This window comes from Myroides guanonis (assembly GCF_900114085.1).
GTDB classification, from domain to species: domain Bacteria; phylum Bacteroidota; class Bacteroidia; order Flavobacteriales; family Flavobacteriaceae; genus Flavobacterium; species Flavobacterium guanonis.
This window is the reverse complement of record NZ_FORU01000002.1, coordinates 327,312-351,756: the sequence shown is the minus strand read 5'-3', so window position 1 is coordinate 351,756 and position 24,445 is coordinate 327,312. Positions and strand designations below refer to the sequence as shown.

Annotated in this window: 19 protein-coding genes; 17 read left to right on the top strand and 2 right to left on the bottom strand. The window is 34.6% G+C overall.

The window, feature by feature from the left end; translation table 11 throughout:
* The first annotated feature begins 6 nt into the window (after positions 1-6).
* The 6 genes from BM024_RS03555 to BM024_RS03530 all read left to right on the top strand — a co-directional run bounded on the left by BM024_RS03555 (position 7) and on the right by BM024_RS03530 (position 5,892).
* Positions 7-744 carry an ankyrin repeat domain-containing protein gene (locus tag BM024_RS03555; RefSeq protein ID WP_090678073.1) on the top strand — a complete coding sequence of 246 codons (738 nt, stop codon included), beginning with the start codon at positions 7-9 and terminating at the stop codon, positions 742-744.
* 208 nt (positions 745-952) lie between these two features.
* Positions 953-2,248 (top strand): IS1380 family transposase, encoded by a 1,296-nt coding sequence (locus BM024_RS03550; RefSeq protein ID WP_090678072.1) that lies wholly within the window; start codon positions 953-955, stop codon positions 2,246-2,248.
* A gap of 374 nt (positions 2,249-2,622) precedes the next feature.
* Positions 2,623-3,051 (top strand): hypothetical protein, encoded by a 429-nt coding sequence (locus BM024_RS03545; RefSeq protein ID WP_090678071.1) that lies wholly within the window; start codon positions 2,623-2,625, stop codon positions 3,049-3,051.
* A 567-nt stretch (positions 3,052-3,618) separates the two neighbouring features.
* The gene (locus BM024_RS03540; RefSeq protein ID WP_090678070.1) at positions 3,619-4,431 is read left to right on the top strand and encodes a KilA-N domain-containing protein; all 813 of its coding nucleotides are present in this window, start codon (positions 3,619-3,621) and stop codon (positions 4,429-4,431) included.
* A gap of 455 nt (positions 4,432-4,886) precedes the next feature.
* Positions 4,887-5,432, top strand: coding sequence for a hypothetical protein (locus tag BM024_RS03535; RefSeq protein ID WP_090678069.1), 546 nt, complete (start codon positions 4,887-4,889; stop codon positions 5,430-5,432).
* 91 nt (positions 5,433-5,523) lie between these two features.
* Positions 5,524-5,892 carry a hypothetical protein gene (locus BM024_RS03530; protein WP_090678068.1) on the top strand — a complete coding sequence of 123 codons (369 nt, stop codon included), beginning with the start codon at positions 5,524-5,526 and terminating at the stop codon, positions 5,890-5,892.
* Between the two features lie 551 nt (positions 5,893-6,443).
* Here BM024_RS03530 and BM024_RS03525 read toward each other — a convergent pair.
* Positions 6,444-7,586, bottom strand: a complete 1,143-nt coding sequence (locus tag BM024_RS03525) for a cystathionine gamma-synthase (RefSeq protein ID WP_090678067.1) — start codon at positions 7,584-7,586, stop codon at positions 6,444-6,446.
* A 92-nt stretch (positions 7,587-7,678) separates the two neighbouring features.
* On the opposite strand from BM024_RS03525, the gene BM024_RS03520 reads away from it, so the two are divergent.
* The 8 genes from BM024_RS03520 (at position 7,679) to amaB (ending at position 15,846) form a co-directional block, all read left to right on the top strand.
* Positions 7,679-8,437, top strand: coding sequence for a DUF3298 and DUF4163 domain-containing protein (locus BM024_RS03520; protein WP_090678066.1), 759 nt, complete (start codon positions 7,679-7,681; stop codon positions 8,435-8,437).
* A 43-nt stretch (positions 8,438-8,480) separates the two neighbouring features.
* A complete protein-coding gene (locus tag BM024_RS03515) occupies positions 8,481-9,953 on the top strand; it encodes an oligosaccharide flippase family protein (RefSeq protein WP_090678065.1) in 1,473 nt (490 codons plus the stop codon).
* Positions 9,954-10,060: 107 nt separating this feature from the next.
* Positions 10,061-10,498 (top strand): dUTP diphosphatase, encoded by a 438-nt coding sequence (gene dut, locus BM024_RS03510; RefSeq protein WP_090678064.1) that lies wholly within the window; start codon positions 10,061-10,063, stop codon positions 10,496-10,498.
* Between the two features lie 18 nt (positions 10,499-10,516).
* Positions 10,517-11,527, top strand: a complete 1,011-nt coding sequence (locus BM024_RS03505) for a sugar phosphate nucleotidyltransferase (RefSeq protein ID WP_090678063.1) — start codon at positions 10,517-10,519, stop codon at positions 11,525-11,527.
* 92 nt (positions 11,528-11,619) lie between these two features.
* On the top strand, positions 11,620-12,384 hold the full coding sequence (locus BM024_RS03500) for a lipoprotein insertase outer membrane protein LolB1 (RefSeq protein ID WP_090678062.1): 765 nt from the start codon (positions 11,620-11,622) through the stop codon (positions 12,382-12,384).
* 20 nt (positions 12,385-12,404) lie between these two features.
* Complete coding sequence (locus BM024_RS03495; RefSeq protein ID WP_090678061.1) at positions 12,405-13,685, top strand: murein hydrolase activator EnvC family protein; 1,281 nt, start codon at positions 12,405-12,407, stop codon at positions 13,683-13,685.
* A gap of 11 nt (positions 13,686-13,696) precedes the next feature.
* Entirely contained in the window at positions 13,697-14,230 is a 534-nt protein-coding gene (locus BM024_RS03490) for a 3-hydroxyanthranilate 3,4-dioxygenase (RefSeq protein ID WP_090678060.1), read from the top strand.
* Between the two features lie 68 nt (positions 14,231-14,298).
* Positions 14,299-15,846: an L-piperidine-6-carboxylate dehydrogenase gene (gene amaB, locus BM024_RS03485; RefSeq protein ID WP_090678059.1), complete on the top strand. Its 1,548-nt coding sequence runs from the start codon at positions 14,299-14,301 to the stop codon at positions 15,844-15,846.
* A gap of 73 nt (positions 15,847-15,919) precedes the next feature.
* Here amaB and BM024_RS03480 read toward each other — a convergent pair whose 3' ends face one another.
* Positions 15,920-16,984, bottom strand: coding sequence for an endonuclease/exonuclease/phosphatase family protein (locus BM024_RS03480; RefSeq protein ID WP_090678058.1), 1,065 nt, complete (start codon positions 16,982-16,984; stop codon positions 15,920-15,922).
* Positions 16,985-17,116: 132 nt separating this feature from the next.
* On the opposite strand from BM024_RS03480, the gene BM024_RS03475 reads away from it, so the two are divergent.
* The 3 genes from BM024_RS03475 to porZ all read left to right on the top strand — a co-directional run bounded on the left by BM024_RS03475 (position 17,117) and on the right by porZ (position 24,443).
* Positions 17,117-19,930 (top strand): carboxypeptidase-like regulatory domain-containing protein, encoded by a 2,814-nt coding sequence (locus BM024_RS03475; RefSeq protein WP_090678057.1) that lies wholly within the window; start codon positions 17,117-17,119, stop codon positions 19,928-19,930.
* A gap of 24 nt (positions 19,931-19,954) precedes the next feature.
* Positions 19,955-21,892 (top strand): DUF5689 domain-containing protein, encoded by a 1,938-nt coding sequence (locus tag BM024_RS03470; RefSeq protein WP_090678056.1) that lies wholly within the window; start codon positions 19,955-19,957, stop codon positions 21,890-21,892.
* A 238-nt stretch (positions 21,893-22,130) separates the two neighbouring features.
* A complete protein-coding gene (porZ, locus tag BM024_RS03465; protein WP_177190152.1) occupies positions 22,131-24,443 on the top strand; it encodes a type IX secretion system anionic LPS delivery protein PorZ in 2,313 nt (770 codons plus the stop codon).
* Positions 24,444-24,445: the final 2 nt, after the last annotated feature.

Here is a 24,445-nt window from a genome sequence, read left to right as displayed (position 1 = left end):
GTTAGTATGTTTAAAGAAACTAAAGCGTATGAGTTAGCGAAATCTGTAGAAAAAGGAGATTTACAGGCTATAGAAAATTTGATTGGAAATGATTCTACTTTATTAGAAGTAATAAATCCCATAAGTGGCTCGAGTGTATTAACCCTTGCACTATATACGGAAAATTATGAGACATTAAAAAAACTCTTAGAACTCGGGGCTGACCCTAATTTCGTAAACCCACTTACTAAGAAAAGTGTTTTAATCGAATCTATTAAATTTTATGAAAAACCAGAACCATATACTATAGACAAACGATACACTAAATTGCTTTTAGAAAATGGTGCCGATCCAAACTATGCAATAGAGAAGGACTTTACAGATGAAAAGGGGCATTTTCAAAATGCAACTACACCATTAATGCAAGCCTCTAAATTTGACGTAGATTTTGTAAAGCTATTAATTAATTATGGTGCAAATCCATATAAAAAATTAGAAAATGATCAATCTACACCTTTCGCATCAGCCTTTACTGGATATAAGGACAAATTCAATGTTGTTAATTACTTTATTGATTCTCTAAAAGTTAATGTTCATCAACCAATGAAAAAATGGTCTGATTATGAGTATCTTTTTATACAAGATTATATAAAAAAATATATGGCATATAAAGAAAGTTCTGAAGGATATGAAGAGCGTGAAAAACTAGTAGCTAAGTTGAAAAGTATGGGTGTAGATTTTAAAGATTACGATTATAAATTATGAGGTTAGAAAAAGCAACCAGATTACTGTGATTTACCCTCTGCTGGCGCGAGCATCTTGCTCGTGCCTTATTAGTATTGCAAGCCTCGATGGCGCGGATTTGCACCTTAAATCCACATGTATATTATAAAAACAACCGCAAAGATTTGATTACAAATACTTTGCGGTTTAGGTATTTTCACCTAAATTGGTGTTGCACCAAATACCAATTATGAAAGTAATAAATTCTTCGGATATAAGTCCATTTGGGGGTCTAAACTTTGTTTTAAAAGAATTTGAATCTCTACATTTAGGTGAATTTCTTAATGAAAATCTTCCTTGTTTACCTGCTCAATCTAAATATCAATGGAAAGATATTCTATATTCTTTTTGGAGTATTTATTTTTGTGGAGGAGATTGTATTGAAGATCTTTCTGGGAACTTTAAGCATCATTTTAGACAAAACCCATTCTTAAAAATTCCTAGTCCAGATAGAATCTTAGAGCGATTTAAGAATCTCTCTTTTCCAAAAGAAAACTTTACTGTTCCTAGAGGCACATCTCGTCATGAGTTTAGTTTCAATGACCCCCTCAATAAACTTAATCTTCAAATTTTGAATAAAATCAGATTTAACAAAGATGAAAAACTTACTTTAGATTACGACAATACGCTAATTTTTAACGATAAGAAAGACAGTCGTTGGAGTTATAAAAGCAAGAATGGTTACTGTCCTGGAGTTGGAATAATTGGCAAGAATGTCGCCTTTATTGAGAATAGAAATGGAAATAGTGATGCTAAGACATTGCAAGTTGAAACATTAGCTAGGATGTTCTCTTTACTTGATCAACAAAATATTAAAATACATGCTTTCCGAGCTGATGGTGCTACATATCAAATGAATGTGATCGACCTTATAAGTAAAAACGTTGAGAAGTTGTATATGAGAGCCTGTATGAGTGATGCGTTGGCTAGGGAAATTGCCAATATTGATAATTGGGAAGAAGTGGATTTAGGAACTGAAATGGGATATAGAGGTGATATTACATTTACGCCATTTGTTAGAACTGCAACAAGAAACAAAACACTTGACCAATTAAAGTCTTATAGACTTGTGGTTACCAAATTAGCACGGAGTGATAAACAGATAGACTTATTCACCAATGAAGCCTGTAAGTACTCAGCTATTCTTACCAATGACTACGAAATGACAAAAAACGAAGTTGCTTATTTCTATAATCAAAGGGGAGCTATCGAGAAAGAGTTTGATGTTTTAAAGAATGACTTTGGGTGGAACAATCTTCCTTTCTCAAAACTTGAACAAAACACTGTTTTTCTTTTGTTTACTGCGATTTGCAGAAATCTTTACAACTACATTATTAACTTGTTTTCATCTAGATTCAGGTATTTAAGCCCACAATTTAGAATTAAAAAGTTCATTTTTCGATTCATTACCATACCAGCAAAATGGATTAAAAATGCCAGACAAAACAAGCTAAGAATCTATGGTGATTTACATTATAAAACTTAGATCATAAAGAGTTACAATTAAAATATTGTTTAAAAAATCAAAACACATCAAGATTATTGAGTGGATAACTATTGCTCATTTTCAAGGTTCTTTCCTGAGAAACCATGTAAAAATATGACTCTTGCTAATTTTATGTAGATGATGAAATAAAATGAGAGTCTAAAAACCATAAAAGTACTAGAAAATAATTTTAGATTTGAGACATGCGGATTTAAGGTGTAAATCCGCGCCATCGGGGTTGATGAGTGGATCTCTTGGGCCAGGCGCCGTAAAAGACGTTATGACAGAGAGTTTTGATGGTGGTAAGTCATTTAACTTTAAGAATTATGCAGATAGGATAAAATTAGGTTAGGAATTAATTAAAAAAGTACACTATGAATAAGATTGTAAATTTTTTAACTCTTTATATCGTAATATTTTTGATAGAAATTGTTTTTATTTTTATCGAATTAGTTCTGTTTGACTTTTCTAAAATTGACTTTTTTAATATAAGAAGAGCTTGGTTGGGGTCAGCACAATGGAATTTTTGGAGAGTATTGTTTTATGGTTTACCGTTTTTAATATTGTATTTTCTGTTGTTTAAATATATGGGAAATGTCAAGCTGTATAAACCATTGTTGTTTTCTATATTTAATTTACTGGTTTATGTTTCATTATCTATTTTATCAAGAGTTATTATAGGAAAGAACGTTCCACTACCACCAGAAGGGATAATGTTTTGGATAACTTGTGTAGCTATATTTGTTAGCCCCCTTATTTTAGGGCAAATAACATACTTTAAAAAGCTAATGGAAAGTATATGAAGAAAAAGCCCCAATTCGAGGCTTTTTTTGTATTTAAGAAAGTTGCTGTTGCAAATTAGCTTTTAATCTGAAAGCAGCTATTAATTTGGTAACTACATTTTTATCTTCTTTTTTCATTTGCTCTTCAGCTTTAAATTGCTTTAAAAGCAAATTATCGTCAATTGCTTCCTAAGCTAGCGTAAGCATCTTGCTTGTGCTATGAGTAATAAAGAAACAAAAATCCTAACCTTTTGGTTGGGATTTTTTATATAATAGATTGTATTTTTCTTTTAGCTATAAAAGTATCAATAAACAAGAAGAAGTGATTGAGTTCTGTTTCTTCTGCTGGTTGGAGCATCTTGCTCGTTCCATAAAAGAAATTATTTTGATAGTCTATAAAAAATAAATTTGCATATTAAGTAATGAAGAAGTCACAAGCGTGACGCTTGCGCTAGCGGAGGGATATCAGTATCTACAAGTATCGATTACACTCGAGATTTTGTCAAAACGAAGCTTACAAATGATGAAGAGTCGTTTCAATAGTTCATTTTATCTTTTGGTAAACAATTTTTTTTGCAACTTTACAGTATGGCAAAACTCAATGTAAAAAATAAGGAAATAACGATTATATCAATTGAAGAGCGAGATTATATTTCGCTTACAGATATGGCAAATGCCAAAGAAGGTGAAAGTCGAGCTGCTGATATTATCAAAAACTGGATCAGAACCCGTTATACTCTTGAGTTTTTAGGAACTTGGGAACAAATTAATAATCCAGATTTTAAAGTGGTGGAATTTGACCACTTTAAAATGCAGGCAGGTTTGCCAAGTTTTGTGCTGAGTGTTTCTGAATGGATTGAGAAAACAAATGCCATTGGAATAATCGTAAGAAGAGGGAAATATGGGGGAACGTATGCTCATAAAGACATTGCTTTTGAATTTGGTTCAGCTATAAGCGTAGCTTTCAAACTTTATCTGATAACCGAATTTCAAAGATTAAAAGAAGAAGAACAAAAGCAATTAGGGTGGACTGCTAAAAGAGAATTAGCTAAATTGAATTATCATATTCATACGGATGCAATAAAACATAATCTAATTCCGCAAGAACTTTCGCCTACACAAACTTCAATCCTTTATGCTAATGAAGCTGATGTTTTGAATGTCGCGCTATTTGGCATAACGGCAAAACAATGGAGAGAAGCGAATTCAGGTTTGAAAGGTAACATCCGTGACTATGCAACAATCAATGAACTAATTTGCTTGTCTAATATGGAAAACTTGAACGCTGTTTTTATTAACGAGAAAATTCCACAAAGAGAAAGATTGATAAAACTGAATAAAATAGCCATTCAACAAATGAATATATTGCAAGACGTTGAAAAACGAAAACTATTGAAATAACAGAAAGTACTTCTAGATTGCTATGATCCCTAGCCCATGCATTTCATACTGTTGGACGTATTGGTAATTTTGTCGTTTTATAGCATTACAATAGTCTCAACTCTGGTTTTATGTTTAGATAAGGTTGTGTAGGTTGTTTTTCTATAAAAATCAAGAGAATTCGATAATCTAATAAATCAAAGTTTAGACTTTATACGTGTGTGAAAGGGAGTTGTGTTGAGATAGCGAATCAAGTTCGCAATGACTAGTGAGGATAGATTGTTGAGGATAGATTGTTGAGGATAGATTAGTTTGGATGAAAAAGATATTAGGATATTTTTTATCTGGGTCTTTTAAAATTGTGTTAAAAGTCTTAATATTGTGGCATTGATAGATTTCGTGAAAGAAGCTGCTGTCAATCGACGGAATCATTCGTCTGCTGAACTAAAAAGATTTCAATTACTAACACATTTTATATGATTAACTTTATTAAAAAACTTAGCTTTAGTTTGCTTTTTATAGCTACTGCGTCTTTTGCGCAAGATGTTCCTACTCAAAATCAAAACAATTCTGGAAAAGTCTATATGGGACTTGGGCTTGGATTAGACTATGGTGGAGTGGGTGCTAAATTGGAATATTTGCCTATTGAAAATGTCGGTATTTTTGCCGGTTTAGGTTATAATCTATACAGTGCAGGGTTTAATGTAGGGGCTTCCTATAAAATTAAGGCGGGTGAACGCGTGTCTTTCAATCCTACTGCTTTTTATGGTTATAATGGGGTTATTAAAGTGGAAGGTGCTTCTGAATATGATATGGTTTCTTATGGTGTGACATTTGGTGTTAACATTGATATCCATGTGGGTAAAAAAGGTAACAAAATCACTGCGGGTCTTTTTGTTCCTATCCGCTCTAAAAAATTCTCTGATAATTACGATGAAGTTAAAAACGATTACCGCGTAGAGATGCAAGCTGAATTGATTCCAATTGCCGTGGGAGTGGGCTATAATTGGAAACTGAATTAATTTAGAAAGTACAGTCAAGTGTAATAGCTGACAAAAGGTATGAAAATCAAGCAAGAGAGAATTTGACGTTTGAATTAAACCAATTGAATTAATGGGATTTTGGAATAAAATTTTCAGTTCTAAAAATGGCAGTTCAGCAAAAAAACAGCCAGAAGATTTTTACGAAACTGAAATTACAGACACTTATGTAAAAGTAACTCATCCTAAACGAAAAGATGAGCAAATCAACTGGAGTGAAATTGAAGAAATCAGATTAGTCAATACTGATGAAGGGCCATTTCTTCCTGATGTATGGTTGATTTTAATGGGTAATGGAAAAGGATGTTCCATTCCTCAAGGATCGGACGGATGGAATAAAGTTTACGATATCGTTTCAAAATATGATGGATTTAACTTTAAAAACGTAATAAAATCGGCATCTTGTACTGAAAATGAAACTTTTGATTTATGGAAAAAATAAAAGTACTACTCGCAACAATGGCTATAAGTAATTGCTTGTTCTCGTCTACTTCTGGAAATCCTCGCGGACTTGCTCCATGTGTATAAATCTATGATGTAACTCGTCCGTATAAAGTAAAGTCACGATTGTACCCAAGGTTTTAGCTGAACAGACGAAGTAAATCTGCGTCATCGGGTTTGAGAGGGTCATGTAGACTACTTTTTAAAAAAATCAAGGTATTCTTATTCATCAAACTAATCACAGTTCAGACAATATGCTTATGTGAAAAAATCAGAGATATGTGTTGAGATTGCGAATCAAGTTCGCAATGACTGGTGAGAATAGAATGGTGTGATAAAAACACCAGAAATGTGATACATTGTTTTTTCTTGTTACAAAAGTCAAAAAAACTAAACATGATGAAATTATCATGAAATGCCTAGAATCTCAATTAGAACAAACTTTTATTCGTTTTTGAGAATAGAGTAGTATTGCAAAAGGAATTACATATAGTCAAACCAATAGGCTAAAAAAAAACAGCAACGATATCGTTGCTGTTTTAATATATGGTTTTATTTTAATGCTTGTTCAATGTCAAGTATTAAATCTTCTATGTCTTCTATTCCTACACTCAAACGTACTAAGTCATCGGTTACTCCTATTTCTAGTCGTTTGGCTTCTGGTATAGAAGCATGTGTCATTAATGCTGGGTGATTTGCTAGTGATTCTACTCCTCCTAATGATTCTGCTAGAGTGAAGACTTCCAAATTTTCTAAGAATTGTATCGCATCTGCTTTTGCTTTTGATTTGAATGTGAATGAAACCATTCCTCCAAATCCGTTTTTCATTTGCTTGTTTGCTAATGCGTATTGCGGATGGTCTTTTAATCCAGGATAGAATACTTGATCTATTTTTGGATGTTTTTGTAAATACTCTGCTATTTTAATTCCGTTTTCTGAATGTCTTTCTACTCGTATGTGTAAGGTTTTGATTCCTCTTAACACCAAGAAACTTTCTTGTGGTCCTAAGGTCGCTCCTGTTGCAAATTGATAGAAATGTAGTTTTTCTCCTAGATCTGCTTCTTTAGTTATTAGCGCTCCTGCTATTACATCTGAGTGTCCTCCTAAGTATTTAGTTGCTGAATGCATAACGATATCTGCTCCTAAATCTAACGGGTTTTGTAAATATGGGGTTGCAAATGTGTTGTCTACTGCAAACAGGATGTTTTTTTCTTTAGTTATTTTAGCGATTGCTGCTATGTCTGCTAATTTCATCAACGGATTTGTAGGGGTTTCTACCCATACTAATCTTGTGTTTTCTGTTATATGGCTTTCAAATTTTTCCAAGTCATTCATATCTACGAAATGGAATTTGATTCCCATGTCTTGATATATTCTCGTGAACATTCTATAAGTTCCACCATAGAGATCGTCCATAGCAATTACTTCATCGCCAGGTTTTAAAGTTCTCATAACACAATCTGTCGCAGCTAAACCAGATGAGAATGCCAATCCTCGTGCGCCATTTTCTATGCTCGCTAAGGCATTTTCTAGGGCTGTTCTCGTTGGATTTGCAGCTCTACTGTATTCGTATCCACTGTGCTTTCCTGGACTTTCTTGTGCGAATGTTGAGGTGTGATAAACAGGTGGCATTACCGCGCCAGTACTAGGATCAACTTGTTGTCCTCCGTGTATGGTTTTTGTATTGAACTTCATGATTTGCTTATTTTATTTAAATACAAATATACTTTATATTCCACTGAATTGACGTATTTTTGGTTGTACTTAATAAATAAATAGCTGTGATTATGAGAGGATTTGGACTCGCTTTTTTTATTGTTTTTCTTTTGGTTGGTTGTTCTAAATCGCAAGAGCTTAAAGTTGAACAACAAGAGTATTATAAGAAATCATCGCTTCCTTGTTCTGATCATCGATGTACTGAGGTGTCGATTAGTATTCCTTTTGTTGTGGAACCTAAAGGAAAGATTGCAGATAGTATAAATGGCACGTTGTTTAGCAAAGTTGCTGAAATAATATCATTTGAAGAGTTGCCTTCTTTAGACAATGGCTATAATTCTATTGCTGATTCTTTTGTGAAGTCTTACGACGATGTGAAGAGGGATTTTCCTCAAGAAGGTGCTCCTTGGGAGGCTAATGTTAAAGGTAAGGTTATCATGCAAAAGACTAATTTGTTTAGTATTGAATTAGATCATTATGTGTTTTCTGGGGGTGCTCATGGTTATAGGGGAATTCAAGTTTATCATTTTGACCCTAGAACTGGTAAGCAATATTCTATAGATGATTTATTGGTTGATAAGGTTGGGTTCTCGAAATTGGTTGAAAAAAGATTGAGAGAGAAATGGGATATTGCTGCTGGAGTTCCAATTAATTCTACAGGTTTAATGTTTGAGAATGACGTTTTCGCTCTTCCCTTAAATATTTTTATTTATCCAGACAAGGTTGTGGCTTATTACAATGTCTATGAGATTGCTTCTTATGCGGATGGACCAACCGAAATTGTATTCACTAATGACGAAGTACAGCCCTTTATGACTGTTTTTGAATGATTATATTGAGTAGTTTTGTACTGCATTTGGAAATATAAACACATTGAGTATATATAAAAAGATTTTTCAGCAAACCGCTATCTATGGTTTAGCGACTGTTTTTCCTAAAATCATTGGGTATCTATTGGTTACGTTTCACACTTCGGTGATGACTAATGTGGCTTATGGTAGCTATAGTATTGTTTTTTCTATCATAATGTTGGGGAATGTAATCTTGGCTTTTGGTATGGAAACGGCTTTTTTTAGGTTTTATAATCTGCAAGATGATAAGAAATCGGTTATTAATAACTCTTTGTTATACTTGGCGGGTACTTCGATTGTCTTTCTGATAATTGGTTTACTGTCCAAGGATTTTTGGGCGAGTTATTTAGATATTTCACCCGAAATTATCAAATATGTTCTGTGGATTTTAGTGCTAGATGCTTTGGTGATTATTCCTTTTTCAAAGCTTCGCGCAGAGGAACGACCTCGTTTTTATAGCGCTGTTAAAATGGGTAATGTTTTGTTGAATGCATTTCTGAATGTGTTTTTTCTTTACTTATTACCTCAGTTAGCACATCACTTTCCAAATTCTGTTTTTGATTGGATTTACGTTGAAGATTATCAAGTTCCCTATATTTTTATTGCAAACCTAATAGCGAGTTTGGCTACTTTATTGATTTTTTACAAGGATTATCTCGCAATCAAATTGCGCTTTAATGTACAGTTGGGAAAACAGATGTTGCGCTATGGTTTTCCGATTATGATTGGAGGTCTTGCTTTTGCCATTAATGAGAGTTTTGATAAAATTCTTTTAGGACGCTTGTTGCCTCAAGATATCGCATTGGAAGAAGTGGGTAAGTATGGGGCCTGTTATAAGCTTGGATTGTTTATGGTGTTGTTCCGTCAGGCTTATACTTTGGGAATAGAACCTTTTTTCTTTAATTATGCTAAGAATGAGGATGCGCCTACTAAATATGCTACTGTTACGAAGTATTTTGTGATTACTGGAAGCTTGGTTATGCTGGGTGTAATTGTGTTTTTAGATGTTCTTAAATGGTTGATGATTCCGAATCCTAGTTATTGGGAGGCAATGAAAGTTGTTCCCTTAATTATTCTAGCTAACTTTTGTTTGGGGATTTATACGAATCTTTCTGTGTGGTACAAATTGCAAGACAGAACTATGGTTGGGGCATATATATCTATTTTTGGTGCTGTTCTAACTTTAGTGTTTAATTATTTATTGATTCCAATTTGGAGTTATATGGGTTCAGCTATTGCAACTTTATTGGCCTATGGTTCTATGATGTTAATCTCTTATGTTATGGGGGCGAAGTATTATCCAATTCCTTATGACAAGAAAGCTATTGTTGGATATTTTACACTTTCAATGGTGTTGTCTGGTGTCTACTTTTACGTTTTTAGAGAGAATTATTTTGTAGGGATTCTTTTTATTCTCTTTTTTGTAGGGATGATTGCCTATTTTGAAAGGGGATTATTGTCTCGTTTCTTGAAAAAGAAAAATGTTGGGCAATAGTTTAGGAACGAAGTCGATGGGTTCACCATTTTACTAGTATACTTTTTGTTTTAAATTTTCCATTATCCACACTATATCTTTTATATTTGTGTTCATTATTTAATATTATGACTAGAGTAAAAATTATAAATAAGTCTCAACATCCATTACCTAATTATGAAACTTCGCAATCTGCGGGGATGGACTTAAGAGCAAACCTTGATGCACCTGTTACATTGAAAAGTTTAGAAAGAGCTATTATTCCTACGGGACTTTTTATGGAGTTACCTGAAGGTTATGAGGCACAGATTAGACCTAGAAGTGGTTTAGCTGCAAAAAAAGGTATTACATTATTGAATTCTCCTGGTACAATTGATGCGGATTATCGCGGAGAGTTGGGTATTATTTTAGTTAATCTTTCTAACGAACCTTTTGTCGTTGAAAACGGAGAGCGTATTGCTCAGATGGTAATTTCTAAGTTTGAACAAATTAGTTGGGAAGGTGTAGAAATACTATCTGAAACGGAGCGTGGAGCTGGTGGCTTTGGTAGTACTGGTGTTAAATAAGAAAAAGAGAAAAAAGATATGAAGATTATTGTTCCAATGGCAGGTCGTGGTTCTAGATTACGCCCACATACATTAACGGTTCCTAAACCACTTATTCCTATTGCTGGTAAACCTATTGTACATAGATTGGTTGAAGATATAGCTAAGGTTTTAAATGATTCTATAGATGAAATCGCATTTATTATTCACGAGAGCTTTGGCAAAGAGGTTGAACAAGATTTAATTGCAATTGCTGAGAAATTAGGGGCTAAGGGAGTTATTTGTTATCAAAACGAAGCTCTGGGAACGGCTCATGCTATTCTTTGTGCTAAAGAGAGTCTTAGCGGACCGGTTGTAGTGGCTTATGCAGATACTCTTTTTAGAGCTGATTTTAATTTAGATAAGGACGCTGATAGTGTTATTTGGGTTAAACAAGTTGAGGATCCAAGTGCGTTTGGTGTTGTTCAATTGAACGAGGCTAATGAAATTGTTGATTTTGTTGAAAAACCTAAGGAATTTGTTTCTGACTTGGCAATTATTGGAATTTATTATTTCAAAAGTGGTGAGACGTTGCGTTCTGAACTTGAGTATTTGTTAGATAACAATATTATCAAAGGAGGAGAGTATCAGCTTACTGACGCTTTGGAGAATATGAAGGTAAAAGGCTTGCGCTTTGTTCCAGGAAAAGTGGAAGAATGGATGGACTGTGGAAATAAAAATGTTACAGTTGAAACCAATACGCGTATGCTGAATTTCCTTAAACTGGATAACGAATTATTGATTGACAATAGTGTTGTTCTTGAAAATAGCGAAATTATAGAGCCGTGTTTTATAGGGAAAAACGTCGTATTGAGAAATTCTACGGTTGGACCAAACGTTTCTATTGGAGATGCTACTGTTGTTGAGAACTCAACTGTAAAGAACAGCTTAATACAGACAAATTCGGTTATAAAGAATGCTGTTCTAGATAATGCTATGGTTGGTAACCATGCTGTTTATGACGGAAAACACACACAGATTAGTATCGGTGACTATTCTGTTTTAGAATAAGCTTTTTCAAATTTAGTGAATAGATTTAAGGTTGTGAAGAGTTGTCTTGTCTACTAGGAACAGTATTTGATAGTCTATAAGAAAAAAGTGTTATGAGGAGATTTGGATTGCTATTATTGGTTCTGTCGGTTGTTGGATGTAAGTCTACAGCAGATCTAACTACAAAAAATACTGTTGAGGATAAGACTGTGGTTGAAATTATCAATGCACACAACGATAATATTGCTAACTTTTCTACTTCATTTATACGGGGAACGGCTAATTATAATGATGGCAAGCAGTCTCAAAATGTTGGTTTAGATATTCGTATAAAAAAGGATGAAATCATTTTAATAAATATTAAGGTGATTGGTTTGTCAATGGCGAAGATTCAGCTTACTCCTACTAGTGTTCAGTTTTATGAAAAGTTGAATAGCCGTTTTTATGATGGTGATTTTGACTTTCTCAGTAACTGGCTAGGAACGGATCTTGATTTTTATAAGGTTCAGAATTTGTTGTTGGGAAAAGCAATTAATAGTTTGGAGAAGGAAAGAATGAAAGTGACTCTCGAAGAGGGATTGCACAAACTAGAGCATTCAAATAACCGAGAAATAACAGAGACTTATTATTTTGAGGATAATGATTTTATGCTTAGAAAAGAGGAGTTGAATCAAAAGAACGAAAATAGAAGTGTGATTATTTCTTACCCAACTTATCAGAAAATTGGTGAGAGTATGCTACCTTCAGAAATACATATAGAAGCGAAATCGGTCAAAAACGTACAGTTGAAAATTCGTTATGACAAGGTTTCATTAGATGAGGATTTGAATTTTTCATTCAGTATTCCGAGTAATTCTAAGAATATTATTACTAACTAACTTTATAGTTACCCCTCATTATGCAGCGAATTTACTATCTTCTTATACTTGTTTTAATCGGAGCTCCCATGTGGTCTCAGACGACTGATAAACAGCGTAACTTAGAGCGCAAAAAGGAACAAATTCTTACTGAAATTAAGGCTGTTCAACAGTTGCTGAAAACAGAGAAGACAAAGGAACGTAATGTACTTTCTGAAATACAAGACCAAAATCACAAGATTAAATTATCACAAGATTTAATTCGCAATGGGCAACAGCAAATTGCTTTAATTAATAGAGATGTTGAGAAAAATCAAGCGGAAGTAGCGGTGTTGGAAAAGGAGTTGAAAGCTCTTAAAGAAGACTATGCGAAAACGATTGTGAAAAGCTATAAAAGCAGATCTAGTCAAAGTAGAATCATGTTTGTATTGTCATCTGAAAACTTTGCACAAGCGTATAAGCGTGTTCAATACATGAAACAATATGCTAATTATAGAAAGAAACAAGGTGATGAGGTTCGAGAAAAATCGGATGCTTTGGCTGTGGTTATCAAAAGTCTAGAGGAGAAAAAGGTTAGGCAAAATGTTTTGTTGAGAGAGGCTGAAGTTCAGAAGAAAAACTTAGAGGCTGAGAGAACAAAACAACAAGGTCTTATGGCTTTGATTCAAAAAGATCAAAGAAAATATAACGATCAAATTAAAAAGAAACGCACCGAAACAGCGGCGATTGATAAACAGATTCAACAGTTGATTAGGGAAGCTATCGCTGAAGCGAATAGAAAAGCAAGAGAAGCTAGGGAAGCGGCAGCTAAGGCAGCTGGGAAAAAAACGGGTGAAAAGGTAGTGGAATCTTCTAAGGGTTCTAATACGGCTGTTTTTGAACTAACTCCAGAGGGCAAGGTTGTTGCAAATAGTTTTAAAGCTAATCAAGGTAGATTGCCGTGGCCTGTTAGCAAAGGGTATATATCCTTGCGATACGGAGATCAGCCTCATCCCGTTCAAAAGCATTTAACAATTCACAATAGTGGTGTTGAAATAAGTACTGTTGTTGGAACAAGAGCGAGATCGGTGTTTCAAGGTGAGGTTCTGCAAGTGCAGGTATTGTCTGGAAATAATAAGGCTGTTTTAATTCAGCACGGAGATTATATTACAGTGTATCAGAATTTAAGTGATGTATATGTGAAAAAGGGAGATAAGGTAACTTTAAAACAGGAGATTGGTGTTGTTAATACGAATGCTAGTGGACAGACTGTTTTGAAATTTTTATTATCTCACAATACTACTATTCACAATCCTCAAAGTTGGTTAAGTGGTAGTAATTAAACAATCAAAGCATGGGCAGTCAAAAAAGTTTTAATCTTTTTCAATGGGTGGAAGAAAACAAGCATTTGTTGAAACCACCTGTTAATAATAAAAACATTTATTCTGAGTCTTCAGATTATATTGTTATGGTTGTGGGTGGACCAAATGCCCGCAAAGATTTTCATTTTAATGAGTCAGAAGAGTTGTTTTTTCAGTTAGAAGGAACCATTCATATCGATATTCAAGAAGATGGAAAAAGAGAGCGTATTACTCTTAATGCAGGAGATATTTACTTGCTACCTGCAAGGACTCCTCATTCACCAGTACGTACAGAGCATTCGGTGGGACTAGTGGTTGAAATCAAAAGAAAAAAGGCAGGTGCTAAGGATGGTTTAATGTGGTATTGCGATGCGTGTAATAACAAGTTGTATGAGGTGTATTTCGTGTTAGAAAATATCGAAACTGATTTCTTGCCGCACTTTTCTGATTTTTATAACTCTTTGGAATTAAGGACTTGTAAGTGTTGTGGTTCTGTCATGGAGACGGATGATAGATTTGTTAAGTAAAAAATAATTCTACGAAATATTTTTTGTAGATTGCTTACTAATCAATCAACAACTAGTAAGAAATTATAATGACAAGAGAAAACGACCTTTATGGAATTCAAGAAGCATTTCAAAAATTAGGACTTCAAGAAATTAATAATGGCACATCAACTGGCTGTGTTTCCTTTTCAAATGGAGCAATTATCGAATCATATTCACCGGTAGATGGACAGTTAATTGGTAAGGTTAGGGCTTCTACGGCTGAGGATTATCAAAAAGCTATGGAAACAGCTGCTGAGGCTTTTAAGACTTGGAGGATGGTTCCCGCTCCTAAAAGAGGAGAGATAGTTCGACAAATTGGCGATGAACTTCGCAAGAACAAACAATATCTTGGAAAACTTGTTTCTTATGAAATGGGAAAAAGTTTACAAGAGGGACTTGGTGAGGTTCAAGAGATGATAGATATCTGTGATTTTGCTGTTGGTTTATCTCGACAATTATATGGTTTAACGATGCATTCTGAAAGACCAGAACACAGAATGTATGAGCAATGGCATCCTTATGGTGTTGTTGGTATTATTTCTGCTTTTAACTTCCCAGTGGCTGTTTGGAGTTGGAATACTATGTTGGCTTGGGTTTGTGGGGATGTATGTATTTGGAAACCTAGTTCTAAAACACCATTGTGTGGTGTTGCATGTCAAAATATTGTAGCAAAAGTTTTTAAAGAGAATAATATACCTGAAGGGGTTTGCAATTTAGTTATTGGAAATGCTTGTGGTGATTTAATTAATACGGATCCTCGTATTCCTCTAGTTTCCTTTACTGGTTCTACTAGAATTGGACGTCATGTTTCTAAAACAGTTGCAGAGCGTTTCGGAAATACTATTCTAGAGCTTGGTGGTAATAATGCAATTATTGTTTCTGAACATGCTGATATCAATATGGTATTGGTTGGAGCGGTGTTTGGCGCTGTTGGAACAGCTGGACAACGTTGTACTTCTACCCGACGTTTAATCATTCATGAAAGTGTGTACGATAAAACGATCGATGTTTTACAAAAGGCATATGCTCAATTGAAAATTGGAAATCCTTTGGATGCTGCTAATCACGTTGGACCTTTGATCGATAAAGGGGCTGTTCAAGATTACTTGAATGCTATTGAGAAAGCGAAACAAGAAGGTGGTAAAGTGATTGTTGAAGGTGGTGTTCTTGAAGGAAGTGGTTATGAAAGTGGATGTTATGTGAAACCTTGTATTATTGAAGGAAAGAACGAATTTCAAATTATCCAAGATGAAACGTTTGCGCCAATTTTGTATGTGATGAAATACAGTACAATTGAGGAGGCTATTGCAATGCAAAATGGTGTTCCTCAAGGATTGTCTTCTTCTATTTTTACAACCAATATGAGAGAAATGGAGTTGTTCTTGTCTCAAGCGGGTTCTGATTGTGGTATTGCAAATGTAAATATCGGAACATCAGGTGCTGAAATTGGGGGTGCTTTTGGAGGAGAGAAAGAAACAGGAGGCGGAAGAGAATCTGGTTCAGATGCTTGGAAGGCCTATATGAGAAGACAAACTAATACTATTAATTATGGAACAGCGCTTCCATTGGCTCAGGGTATTACTTTTGACTTCTAATTAAAGAATAAATAGTTTGTTATATAGTTAAAAGGGTTGTCTTTCACGAGACAGCCCTTTTGGTTTTATCGTGCTATTGAAGCTCCTTAATTAAATATACATACACTGGAAAGTGGTCGCTATATCCGACTTCTCCATTGGTGTTTCTCAATGGATATCCTTTATAGGCTCCTGTTGTGGCTACCATAAATGGTTTTCTGAAAATTCTTGCTTTCCAAAAACGAAAGGAATCGTATTCTTTTCTTAGTAAGGGTTCTGAAAGCATTATTTGGTCAAAGATATCCCATGCATCTCTGTAGGCTAATGTTCCTTGTCCGTCTTTTGCCATTTGTTCCATGGGGTTGTAAATTCCTAATGGTTCAACTTTTTCTTTGTCTCCAACAGCTCCTAATACTTTTTTAATACTCTTGTTGTAAGGACCGTCATTCATGTCTCCCATTGTAATTATCTTAGCATCTGGTTGTAATGAATAAAGAGAGTCTATTATTTTTTTGTTTAATGCCGCAGCTGCTTCTCTGAATGGGCTACTTCTCTTTTCTCCGCCTGACCTAGATGGCCAATGGTTTACTAGTATGTGTATTTCTTCTCCATCTAAAAGTCCTGAAACTAACAATTGGTCTCTCGTATATACTCTTACTCCTTTTTTACCCGTGTGTTTGTTGGTTTTAGATTGGTCGTATATATATAATGGATGTGAAGAGGTGTGAACTGGAGTAAAGTGTTTTTTCTGATAGAGTAATCCTACGTCTATTCCTCTTTTGTCGGGTGATTCGAAATGTACAATCCCATAATCAAACTTTTTTAATTGTTTGCTATTTGTCAAATCTTCTAATACATTTCTGTTTTCTACTTCTGATATTCCTAATAGAGTTGGGGCATTTTTATTTTCTTCTGTTCCTATTTGGGATATTACCAGAGACAGGTTGTTTATTTTTTCGGAATATTTTTCAGAGGTCCAACTTTGAGCTCCTTTTGGAGTCCATTCTTCATCATAGATATTGGGATCTCGTATGGTGTCAAATAAGTTTTCCACATTGTAAAAGGCAATTGTATGGATTTGGAATTTCCTTTCTTGTGAGTGGTTAACCGCATAGAATAAAACGAAAATGAGCAAGTATAAGAATTTTGAGTCTTTCATGAAATCTAGGCTTTATGTTATTAAAACGTATTGATTAAGTATAAATATAGTATTTTATAATAAATTTAGCTATATTTATACATAATATAATATTTGGAATGGTAAGTTGATAACATTAATTAACCTTTATTTATGAATAGATTTATATTTAGTATAGTTTCTATTTTGATTGCACCTTGGTTATGGGCACAAGAAGGAAGAGAAATTAGAGGGCAAATTGTTGATTCAAAAAGCCAAGAGCCTTTGGTTGCAGTATTGATATTGGTTCAAGGTAGTAATGTGTCGACATTATCGGGTGAAGATGGAACATTTACAATTCCTCAGTCTTCAGAAAGTAAAAATAATCTTCTCTTAACATACACTGGATATGTTACGAAAAGGTTAGTGGTGAATGTTGAGGATAAGCAAGACGTGAACCTGGGAATGATTGTGATGGAGGAGGATTTTTCGGCTGAAGCGCAAATGAATCTAATATCTTTAACAGATAATGATCTAGGAGATGACAATTCTGGTTCTGAAACAACTTCTGGTTTGTTACAAGCTACTAGGGATGTGTTTCAACAAGCGGCTGCTTTCAACTGGGGGCAAGCTCGTTTTAGAATAAGGGGACTTGACAATGAATATGGACGGACTTTGATTAACGGAATCGTTATGAATAAGGTTTATGACGGTAGACCACAGTGGGGGAATTGGGGTGGTTTGAATGATGTTACTAGAAATCAAGAGTTTTCAATGGGTTCTTCTTCTTCAGATTATACGTTTGGTGGAATTCTAGGTACTCAAGCTATTTCAACAAGGGCTTCTCATATCCGCAAAGGTAGTAGGGTTTCTGCTTCAGCAGCGAATACGAATTACAGCGCTAGGGGAATGGCAACTTATGCTTCTGGAATGAATAGCGAAGGATGGGCCTATGCTTTTTCTGCTTCTTATAGAGGTGCAGAAGAAGGACATTTTGAGGGGACTGATTACGATGCGAAATCTTTTTTTATCGCTATTGAGAAGAAGTTTAATGCAAATCACAGTTTGAACTTTACGGGAATTTACGCTCAGAACAAACGCGGAAAAAGTGCTCCTTTAACCGATGAGGTTGCTGATTTAATGGGATATAAGTATAATTCTTATTGGGGATGGCAAGATGGCAAGAAGAGAAATTCTAGAGAAAAGGTACTTGAAGAACCTATTTTTATGCTAACTCATTATTGGAAAATGAGTGATAAGAGTACTTTGACTTCTAGTTTAGCCTATCAGTTTGGTAAAATTGGTAATAGCCGATTGAATTATAACAGAACCAATAATCCCGACCCTACTTATTATAAAAATCTTCCTAGTTACTATTCTACTTATCACGATAGGGATGGAAATTACTTAGGTAATACTCCAGAATATATTGGATATGCAAATGCACAGAGAGAGTTTTTCTTGCAAAACAGTCAGATTGATTGGGATGAGATTTATAGAAAAAACAGTGAAAGTATTGATGAGAATGGTTTGAAAGATAATCTTGTCATGTTGTATGAAGATAGAACGGATGATAACACTTTGTCTTTTAATGCGAATTTTAAATCGCTTTTGTCAGATCAGATAACATTCGTTTCTGGTGTTAATTATATTAATCTGAGTTCTACCAATTTTGGTAAGATATTGGATTTGCTAGGTAGTGATTACTTTTTGGATTTAGATAGGTTTGCTTCTGGACAAGACCAACAGACCGATTTAAATCATCCTAATCGAAAATTGAAAGAGGGGGATACTTTTAAATATAATTATCAGTTAGATGCTAATGTTGTTAATGTATTTACTCAGTTTGAATTTAAATATGACAGGGTGGCTTTTTATTTAGGTCAGAACATAGCTTACACTAATTATCAACGAAATGGTTTGTTTCGAAATGGAATTTATCCAGATTCTTCCTTTGGAAAAAGTGAGAAGATAGATTTTAATAATTTTGGTTTTAAAGGGGGAGCAACTTATTACTTAACGGGTAGACATGCGTTGAATGCCAATGTGGCTTTTATGAATCAAGCTCCTAATTTGCGGAATGTTTTTGCAAATGCACGTATGAATAACTCTTTGGTTGATGGTATAGATAGTGAAACTGTTTTTAGTGTTGATGGTAGTTATATTTTGCGTACTCCAAAACTTAAAGCCCGCTTAACGGGGTATTTTTCAGAAATTAAAAATGCTACTGAGATTTCTTTTTTCTATGCTCAAGGTTTGGGGATTCTCGATGAAGATGGAGAATTGTTATTGAATGGGAATGCTTTTGTTGCAGAAATATTGACTGGGGTAGAAAAGCGCAATCTAGGTTTGGAATTCGGGGCTGAGTATCAGGTTACTCAAACGCTGAAAGCCATTGGTAATGTTGCTTTCGGCCAGTCATTTTATACGAACAATCCCAATATCGTTTTGAGTATTGACAATGCGAAAAGAACAGTCGATTACGGACAATCGTTCTTGAAAAATTATAGAGTTGCTGGTGGTCCACAAGTTGCTACTTCTTTTGGTTTAGAATATCGCAGCCCACAATATTGGTGGGTGGGTGCTAATGTTAATTATTTGACGGATAATTATTTAGATGTTTCACCTATTATGAGAACGAGCATGTTTACAATTAATGCTGAAGACCCTGACCAATTTCCTTATGAGGATATGACTCCTGAATCGGTTAGGGCATTGCTGAAACAAGAAAAACTTCAGGATTTTACATTGTTTAATTTATCTGGTGGAAAGTCATGGAGACTTCCTAATAGGAATATCATTGGTTTTTTCGCTTCTATAAATAATGTGTTTGATAAGAAATATAAAACAGGGGGATTCGAACAAGGTCGAAATGCAAATTACAAAGAGGTTTCACAGGATTATGCTGGCGGTACTCGCTCTTTTGGGAACAAGTACTTTTATGGATACGGAAGGAATTTCTTTGCAAATGTCTATTATAGTTTTTAATAATAATTTAAATAGAGTTATATTATGAAATCATTTTTTACATCAATTCTAATATTAGCATTTTGTGCGACCCTATTTAGTAGTTGTGCAAATGACGATTTTGCAGTTCCTAATATTGACTGTAGTGAACCAAATATAATCACAACTACCACCATTAAGGAATTAGCTGATATAGCTACAAAAACACCGGTACAATTGAATGGTAATGACGTTGTGACTGGAGTGGTTGTATCTAGTGATAAGGGTGGGAATTTTTATAAGGAACTATATCTTATTTCCGATGATAGCATTGCTTTCCGTGTTCCAGTTAATGAGGCAAATCTTCATAATTATTACAATACGGGGAGAAGGGTGTTTATCGATCTAAAAGGTCTATATATTCAAAAAAGCAATGGTATATTACAAATAGGTGATTTGTTTAATTTCAATGTTGGACAGATTAATGCTCAAACTTATAAACAACATTTAACTAGAGCTTGCAAAGTTGTTCCTGAAAAGGATTTGGTACATGTTGTTAAGCTTGAAGATCTTAAGGGGAATGATAAATATGTGGGGAAATTAATTACTGTAGAAGAAATTCAATTTCAAGCGGCTGATGTTAATACTACTTATTACGATTCTAAAAATGTGATTGGTGGGCAGACTAATCGTTCTCTAGAAGACAGTAAGGGAAATACTCTCATTTTTAGAACTGGTTCTTTTGCTGAATATAATGGAGATATTATCCCTAAGAACAGTGGTTCTATAACGGGAGTTCTGACAAAATTTGAAGCTGGGGATAGGGTAGATTATCAGTTTATTGCGAGAAGTAGAGCGGATATAAAACTTGATAAAGAGCGTTTTGGAAAGGATATTGAAGAACCGGGAGATGGTGAAGAACCAAAAGTAGAGGGGCAATTGGCTTTCATGGGATCGGATTTTGAAGATTGGAGCGTTTTTACGGCTCAGCTAACGTCACATGGATTGAAGGACTATGCGACACACCAAGTTGGTAAGGGAATGACTGCTTCTAATGCAATTGGATTTATTGGTACTCCTGCTGGTAATGATTATGTGTTCACAGTAGAAAACAATAAGAATGTTCCTATAAATGCAGATAAGATTTCCTTTTTTGTAAAGGGTACTTCTGCAAAATCATTGTCTATTAATTTATATAGAAGTAATGGGGTGAATTTCGATGTTTATAATCTTGAAAGTGCAACTGTGAGTAAAGACCTAACTGTAAATACTGAAATGAATTCACAAGGGAATGGAACCAATCAATACAACGGAACAATCAATACTAATGGAAATTGGATTAAAGTGACTCTTGACTTGAGTGGCGTAGATTATAACACTACTGGAGTTGGAAGTTTTATTGCCTTTAAGGTTGGTAAAGATGCTGCGTATGATTTATTGATTGACAATGTTATGATTGAAGGAGGGGAAGATGGTGGAGGAAATCCTGATCCGGGTAATGGTGATTTAGTGTTTCCTGGTGCTGATTTTGAAGATTGGAACGCGTTTTTATCTGTAGTTTCAAGTTTTGGTGTTAAGAGTTATGCGACGCAGAATGTTGGAGGTGGTCGAAATGGTTCTAATGGAATGGATCTTAATGGTACTCCGAGTGGAAATGATTATGTGTTTACAGTTGAAAATATAGCGAATGTTCCTGCGGGAAAAAGCAAGCTAAGCTTTTGGGTTAAGGGAACATCTCCGAAATCATTGTCCTTGAATGTCTATTTGAACGATGCGACTTATAAGGCTTTTAATGTGACAGATTTAGAGGTTGATAAAGAGATTGTAGCAGCGGGAAATAATCAATATACTGGGGTTATTGATACCAAAGGACAATGGGTTAAGTTGACTTTGGACTTGGCTGGTGTAGATTATAATACTACTGGTGCTGGAAGTTTGTTGGCTCTTAAGGTTGGAAAGGATGTGGATTATAAATTGATAATTGATGATTTTCAATTTGAGTAAATAGAGGGGTGGTATCTTCATTCTTTTCTTTGTTGAAGAGTGAATATTAGATATTATTTTTAAGTTGTGTATTTTGAAATGGTAAAAGAAAGTTGTGACTAAAGACTGTTCTTTTACCATTTTTTTATGGTGTTTTTAATTATGGGTTTTTACGGGTTAGACGGTTGAGATGTAATAATAAAATGCTCTAAACTATCAACTCATAAAAACCTTATATTTGTTTTTTACTATGAAACAGATGAGGTTTATTTTAAGCATATTATTTATTTTAACTTCTTTCTACAGCTTGGCGCAAAAGCAGGTTTGGAGGGATTATTTTTCTTACAATAATGTTTCTCAGTTGAGTGTTGGTGATGATGAGGTGTTTGGTGCTACTGAGAATGCAATATTAATTTTTAATACTAAGACGTCTTCGGTAGAGACTATTAGCTCTATTCAAGGTTTGAGGATGCAAAAGGTTACTGCCTTGCATTACAGCGAAAAATTCAAAAAGTTAATCATTGGAAATGAAGATGGAACTATTCAAGTAGTGAATAGAATCAATGGGAAGATTTCTTTTATTGACGATATTTTTGACAAAAACTCTTTGTCTCCTGAATTGAAAAGAATAAATAGTTTTTTGGAGTTTAAGGGTGAGTTGTTTATAGCTACTAATTATGGAATTAGTGTTATAAACTTAAATAACAATGAATTTTTAGATACTTTTTTTATTGGAGACCAAGGGGGGAATGAAAAGGTTTTCCAAGTTGCTGTTGTTGGAAAATGGATTTATGCAGCTACCGAAAAAGGTGGGCTTAAACGTGCTGAAGTGAACAACCCTAATCTAGTTGACTATAAGCAATGGAGTGTTTATGATTACGGTAAATGGATAGGAGTTTGTAGTATTGGAGAGATGTTGATTGGTGTGAAAGATGATAATGCTATGTATGTTTTGAAATTAAGTGGTTTTGAGAGTTTTGATAGTTTAGAGTCTGATTTTAGAAATATAGTTCGGTCTAAGTCGCATGTTACTATAAGTTCACAGTCGGAAGCAAAAGTATATAGTTTGGATTTAAAGTTTGTTGGAGAAATTGATCGAAGCTATATTCAGTCTGCGGTTTTTCTAAACGATTTTGTTTATGTAGGTGTTCAAGACAGTGGACTTTTGCAGTTTTCTTTGAGTAATCCAAATAATCCATCGCATCTTACTCCTGAAGGTCCTTTGAACAATCGTGTTTTCTCATTGTTGAGCACTGAGAATGGTATGTGGATGATTTTTGGTGGTTATAGCAATAGTTATAATCCTCACAATCCTGATTTGGGATCATATGGTCTAAGTAGGTATAGTGGCAAAAAAGGCTGGGAGCACATAGGTCATGATAAATTGAGAGGTGCTAAAGCGATGTCTAAAGCTAGACTACATCCCCGCAATCAAGATCAATTGTTTGTGAGTTCTTTTCATTCTGGACTGTTGCAAATAGATTTAAACGAAAGTGATTTGTCAAGGAGTGAGGTGGGTTTGTACGATTCTGAAAATACGGGTTCTAATGGTTTAGAAAAACTAGATCCTTTGACTCACGGTGTGTCTCCAGATTATGTGTCTGTTCGCGTTAATGGACCTGCATTTGATAGAGATGGTACTATTTGGGTTACGAATAGTATGGTTTACAATACTTTGAAACAGAAGATGAGTAACGGGGATTGGAACTCTTATAGTTTTGGGAATAGATTACAAGATGTTGAGCTTTCTAGCTTCGGTGCTCCATTAATTGATAGAAATGATACCAAATGGATTCCGAGTTATAAAGATGGTTTGATTGGGTTTAACGAGAAGAAGGGAAATAAGGTTGTTATATTAAATTCTAATTCTATCAGTGGGGACTTGCCTGATAATAATGTTAGGAGCATTGCCATTGATAAAAACAATCAGATGTGGATTGGAACATATAAAGGGTTGAGAATTTTGTCTAATCCAGATCGTTTCTTAAATGATGGACAGCTTCAGACGAATTCTATTGTTATTTTGCAAGATGGTTTGGCTGAGGAACTTTTTTATCAGCAAGATATTTCGAAAATTAGGGTTGACGGTGCTAATAATAAATGGGTAGCGGTAGTTGATGCTGGGGTGTTTTTGGTTTCAGCTAATGGACAAAAAACTATTTACCATTTCACTAAAGAGAACTCGCCATTGCCAAATAATATTGTCAACGATATCGATATTAACGAGAAAACGGGAGAGGTGTTTTTTGCTACGGATTCGGGTGTTGTCTCTTTTATTGGAAATGCAACAGAGGGTACATCTGGTTATGGAAATGTGATCGCTTACCCAAATCCCGTTAGACCTGAGTTTCTTGGAGAAGTAAAAATCACGGGACTTTTGGATAAGTCGAATGTTAAAATTGCTGATGTGGAGGGAAACTTGGTTTTTGAGTCTACTTCTCAAGGTGGAACTGTGGTGTGGGATACTTATTCTTTTTCGGGAAGAAAAGTTAATTCTGGCGTATATCTGATTTTTATTAGCTCTCAAGACGGGGCTGAAAAAACGGTTAAGAAATTAATGATTATACGTTAGAA

Coding starts and splice junctions, on each gene's coding strand:
- BM024_RS03555 (WP_090678073.1), top strand. CDS start 7: ATGTTTAAAGAAACTAAAGCGTATGAGTTAGCGAAATCTGTAGAAAAA.
- BM024_RS03550 (WP_090678072.1), top strand. CDS start 953: ATGAAAGTAATAAATTCTTCGGATATAAGTCCATTTGGGGGTCTAAAC.
- BM024_RS03545 (WP_090678071.1), top strand. CDS start 2,623: ATGAATAAGATTGTAAATTTTTTAACTCTTTATATCGTAATATTTTTG.
- BM024_RS03540 (WP_090678070.1), top strand. CDS start 3,619: ATGGCAAAACTCAATGTAAAAAATAAGGAAATAACGATTATATCAATT.
- BM024_RS03535 (WP_090678069.1), top strand. CDS start 4,887: ATGATTAACTTTATTAAAAAACTTAGCTTTAGTTTGCTTTTTATAGCT.
- BM024_RS03530 (WP_090678068.1), top strand. CDS start 5,524: ATGGGATTTTGGAATAAAATTTTCAGTTCTAAAAATGGCAGTTCAGCA.
- BM024_RS03525 (WP_090678067.1), bottom strand. CDS start 7,586: ATGAAGTTCAATACAAAAACCATACACGGAGGACAACAAGTTGATCCT.
- BM024_RS03520 (WP_090678066.1), top strand. CDS start 7,679: ATGAGAGGATTTGGACTCGCTTTTTTTATTGTTTTTCTTTTGGTTGGT.
- dut (WP_090678064.1), top strand. CDS start 10,061: ATGACTAGAGTAAAAATTATAAATAAGTCTCAACATCCATTACCTAAT.
- BM024_RS03505 (WP_090678063.1), top strand. CDS start 10,517: ATGAAGATTATTGTTCCAATGGCAGGTCGTGGTTCTAGATTACGCCCA.
- BM024_RS03500 (WP_090678062.1), top strand. CDS start 11,620: ATGAGGAGATTTGGATTGCTATTATTGGTTCTGTCGGTTGTTGGATGT.
- BM024_RS03495 (WP_090678061.1), top strand. CDS start 12,405: ATGCAGCGAATTTACTATCTTCTTATACTTGTTTTAATCGGAGCTCCC.
- BM024_RS03490 (WP_090678060.1), top strand. CDS start 13,697: ATGGGCAGTCAAAAAAGTTTTAATCTTTTTCAATGGGTGGAAGAAAAC.
- amaB (WP_090678059.1), top strand. CDS start 14,299: ATGACAAGAGAAAACGACCTTTATGGAATTCAAGAAGCATTTCAAAAA.
- BM024_RS03480 (WP_090678058.1), bottom strand. CDS start 16,984: ATGAAAGACTCAAAATTCTTATACTTGCTCATTTTCGTTTTATTCTAT.
- BM024_RS03475 (WP_090678057.1), top strand. CDS start 17,117: ATGAATAGATTTATATTTAGTATAGTTTCTATTTTGATTGCACCTTGG.
- BM024_RS03470 (WP_090678056.1), top strand. CDS start 19,955: ATGAAATCATTTTTTACATCAATTCTAATATTAGCATTTTGTGCGACC.
- porZ (WP_177190152.1), top strand. CDS start 22,131: ATGAGGTTTATTTTAAGCATATTATTTATTTTAACTTCTTTCTACAGC.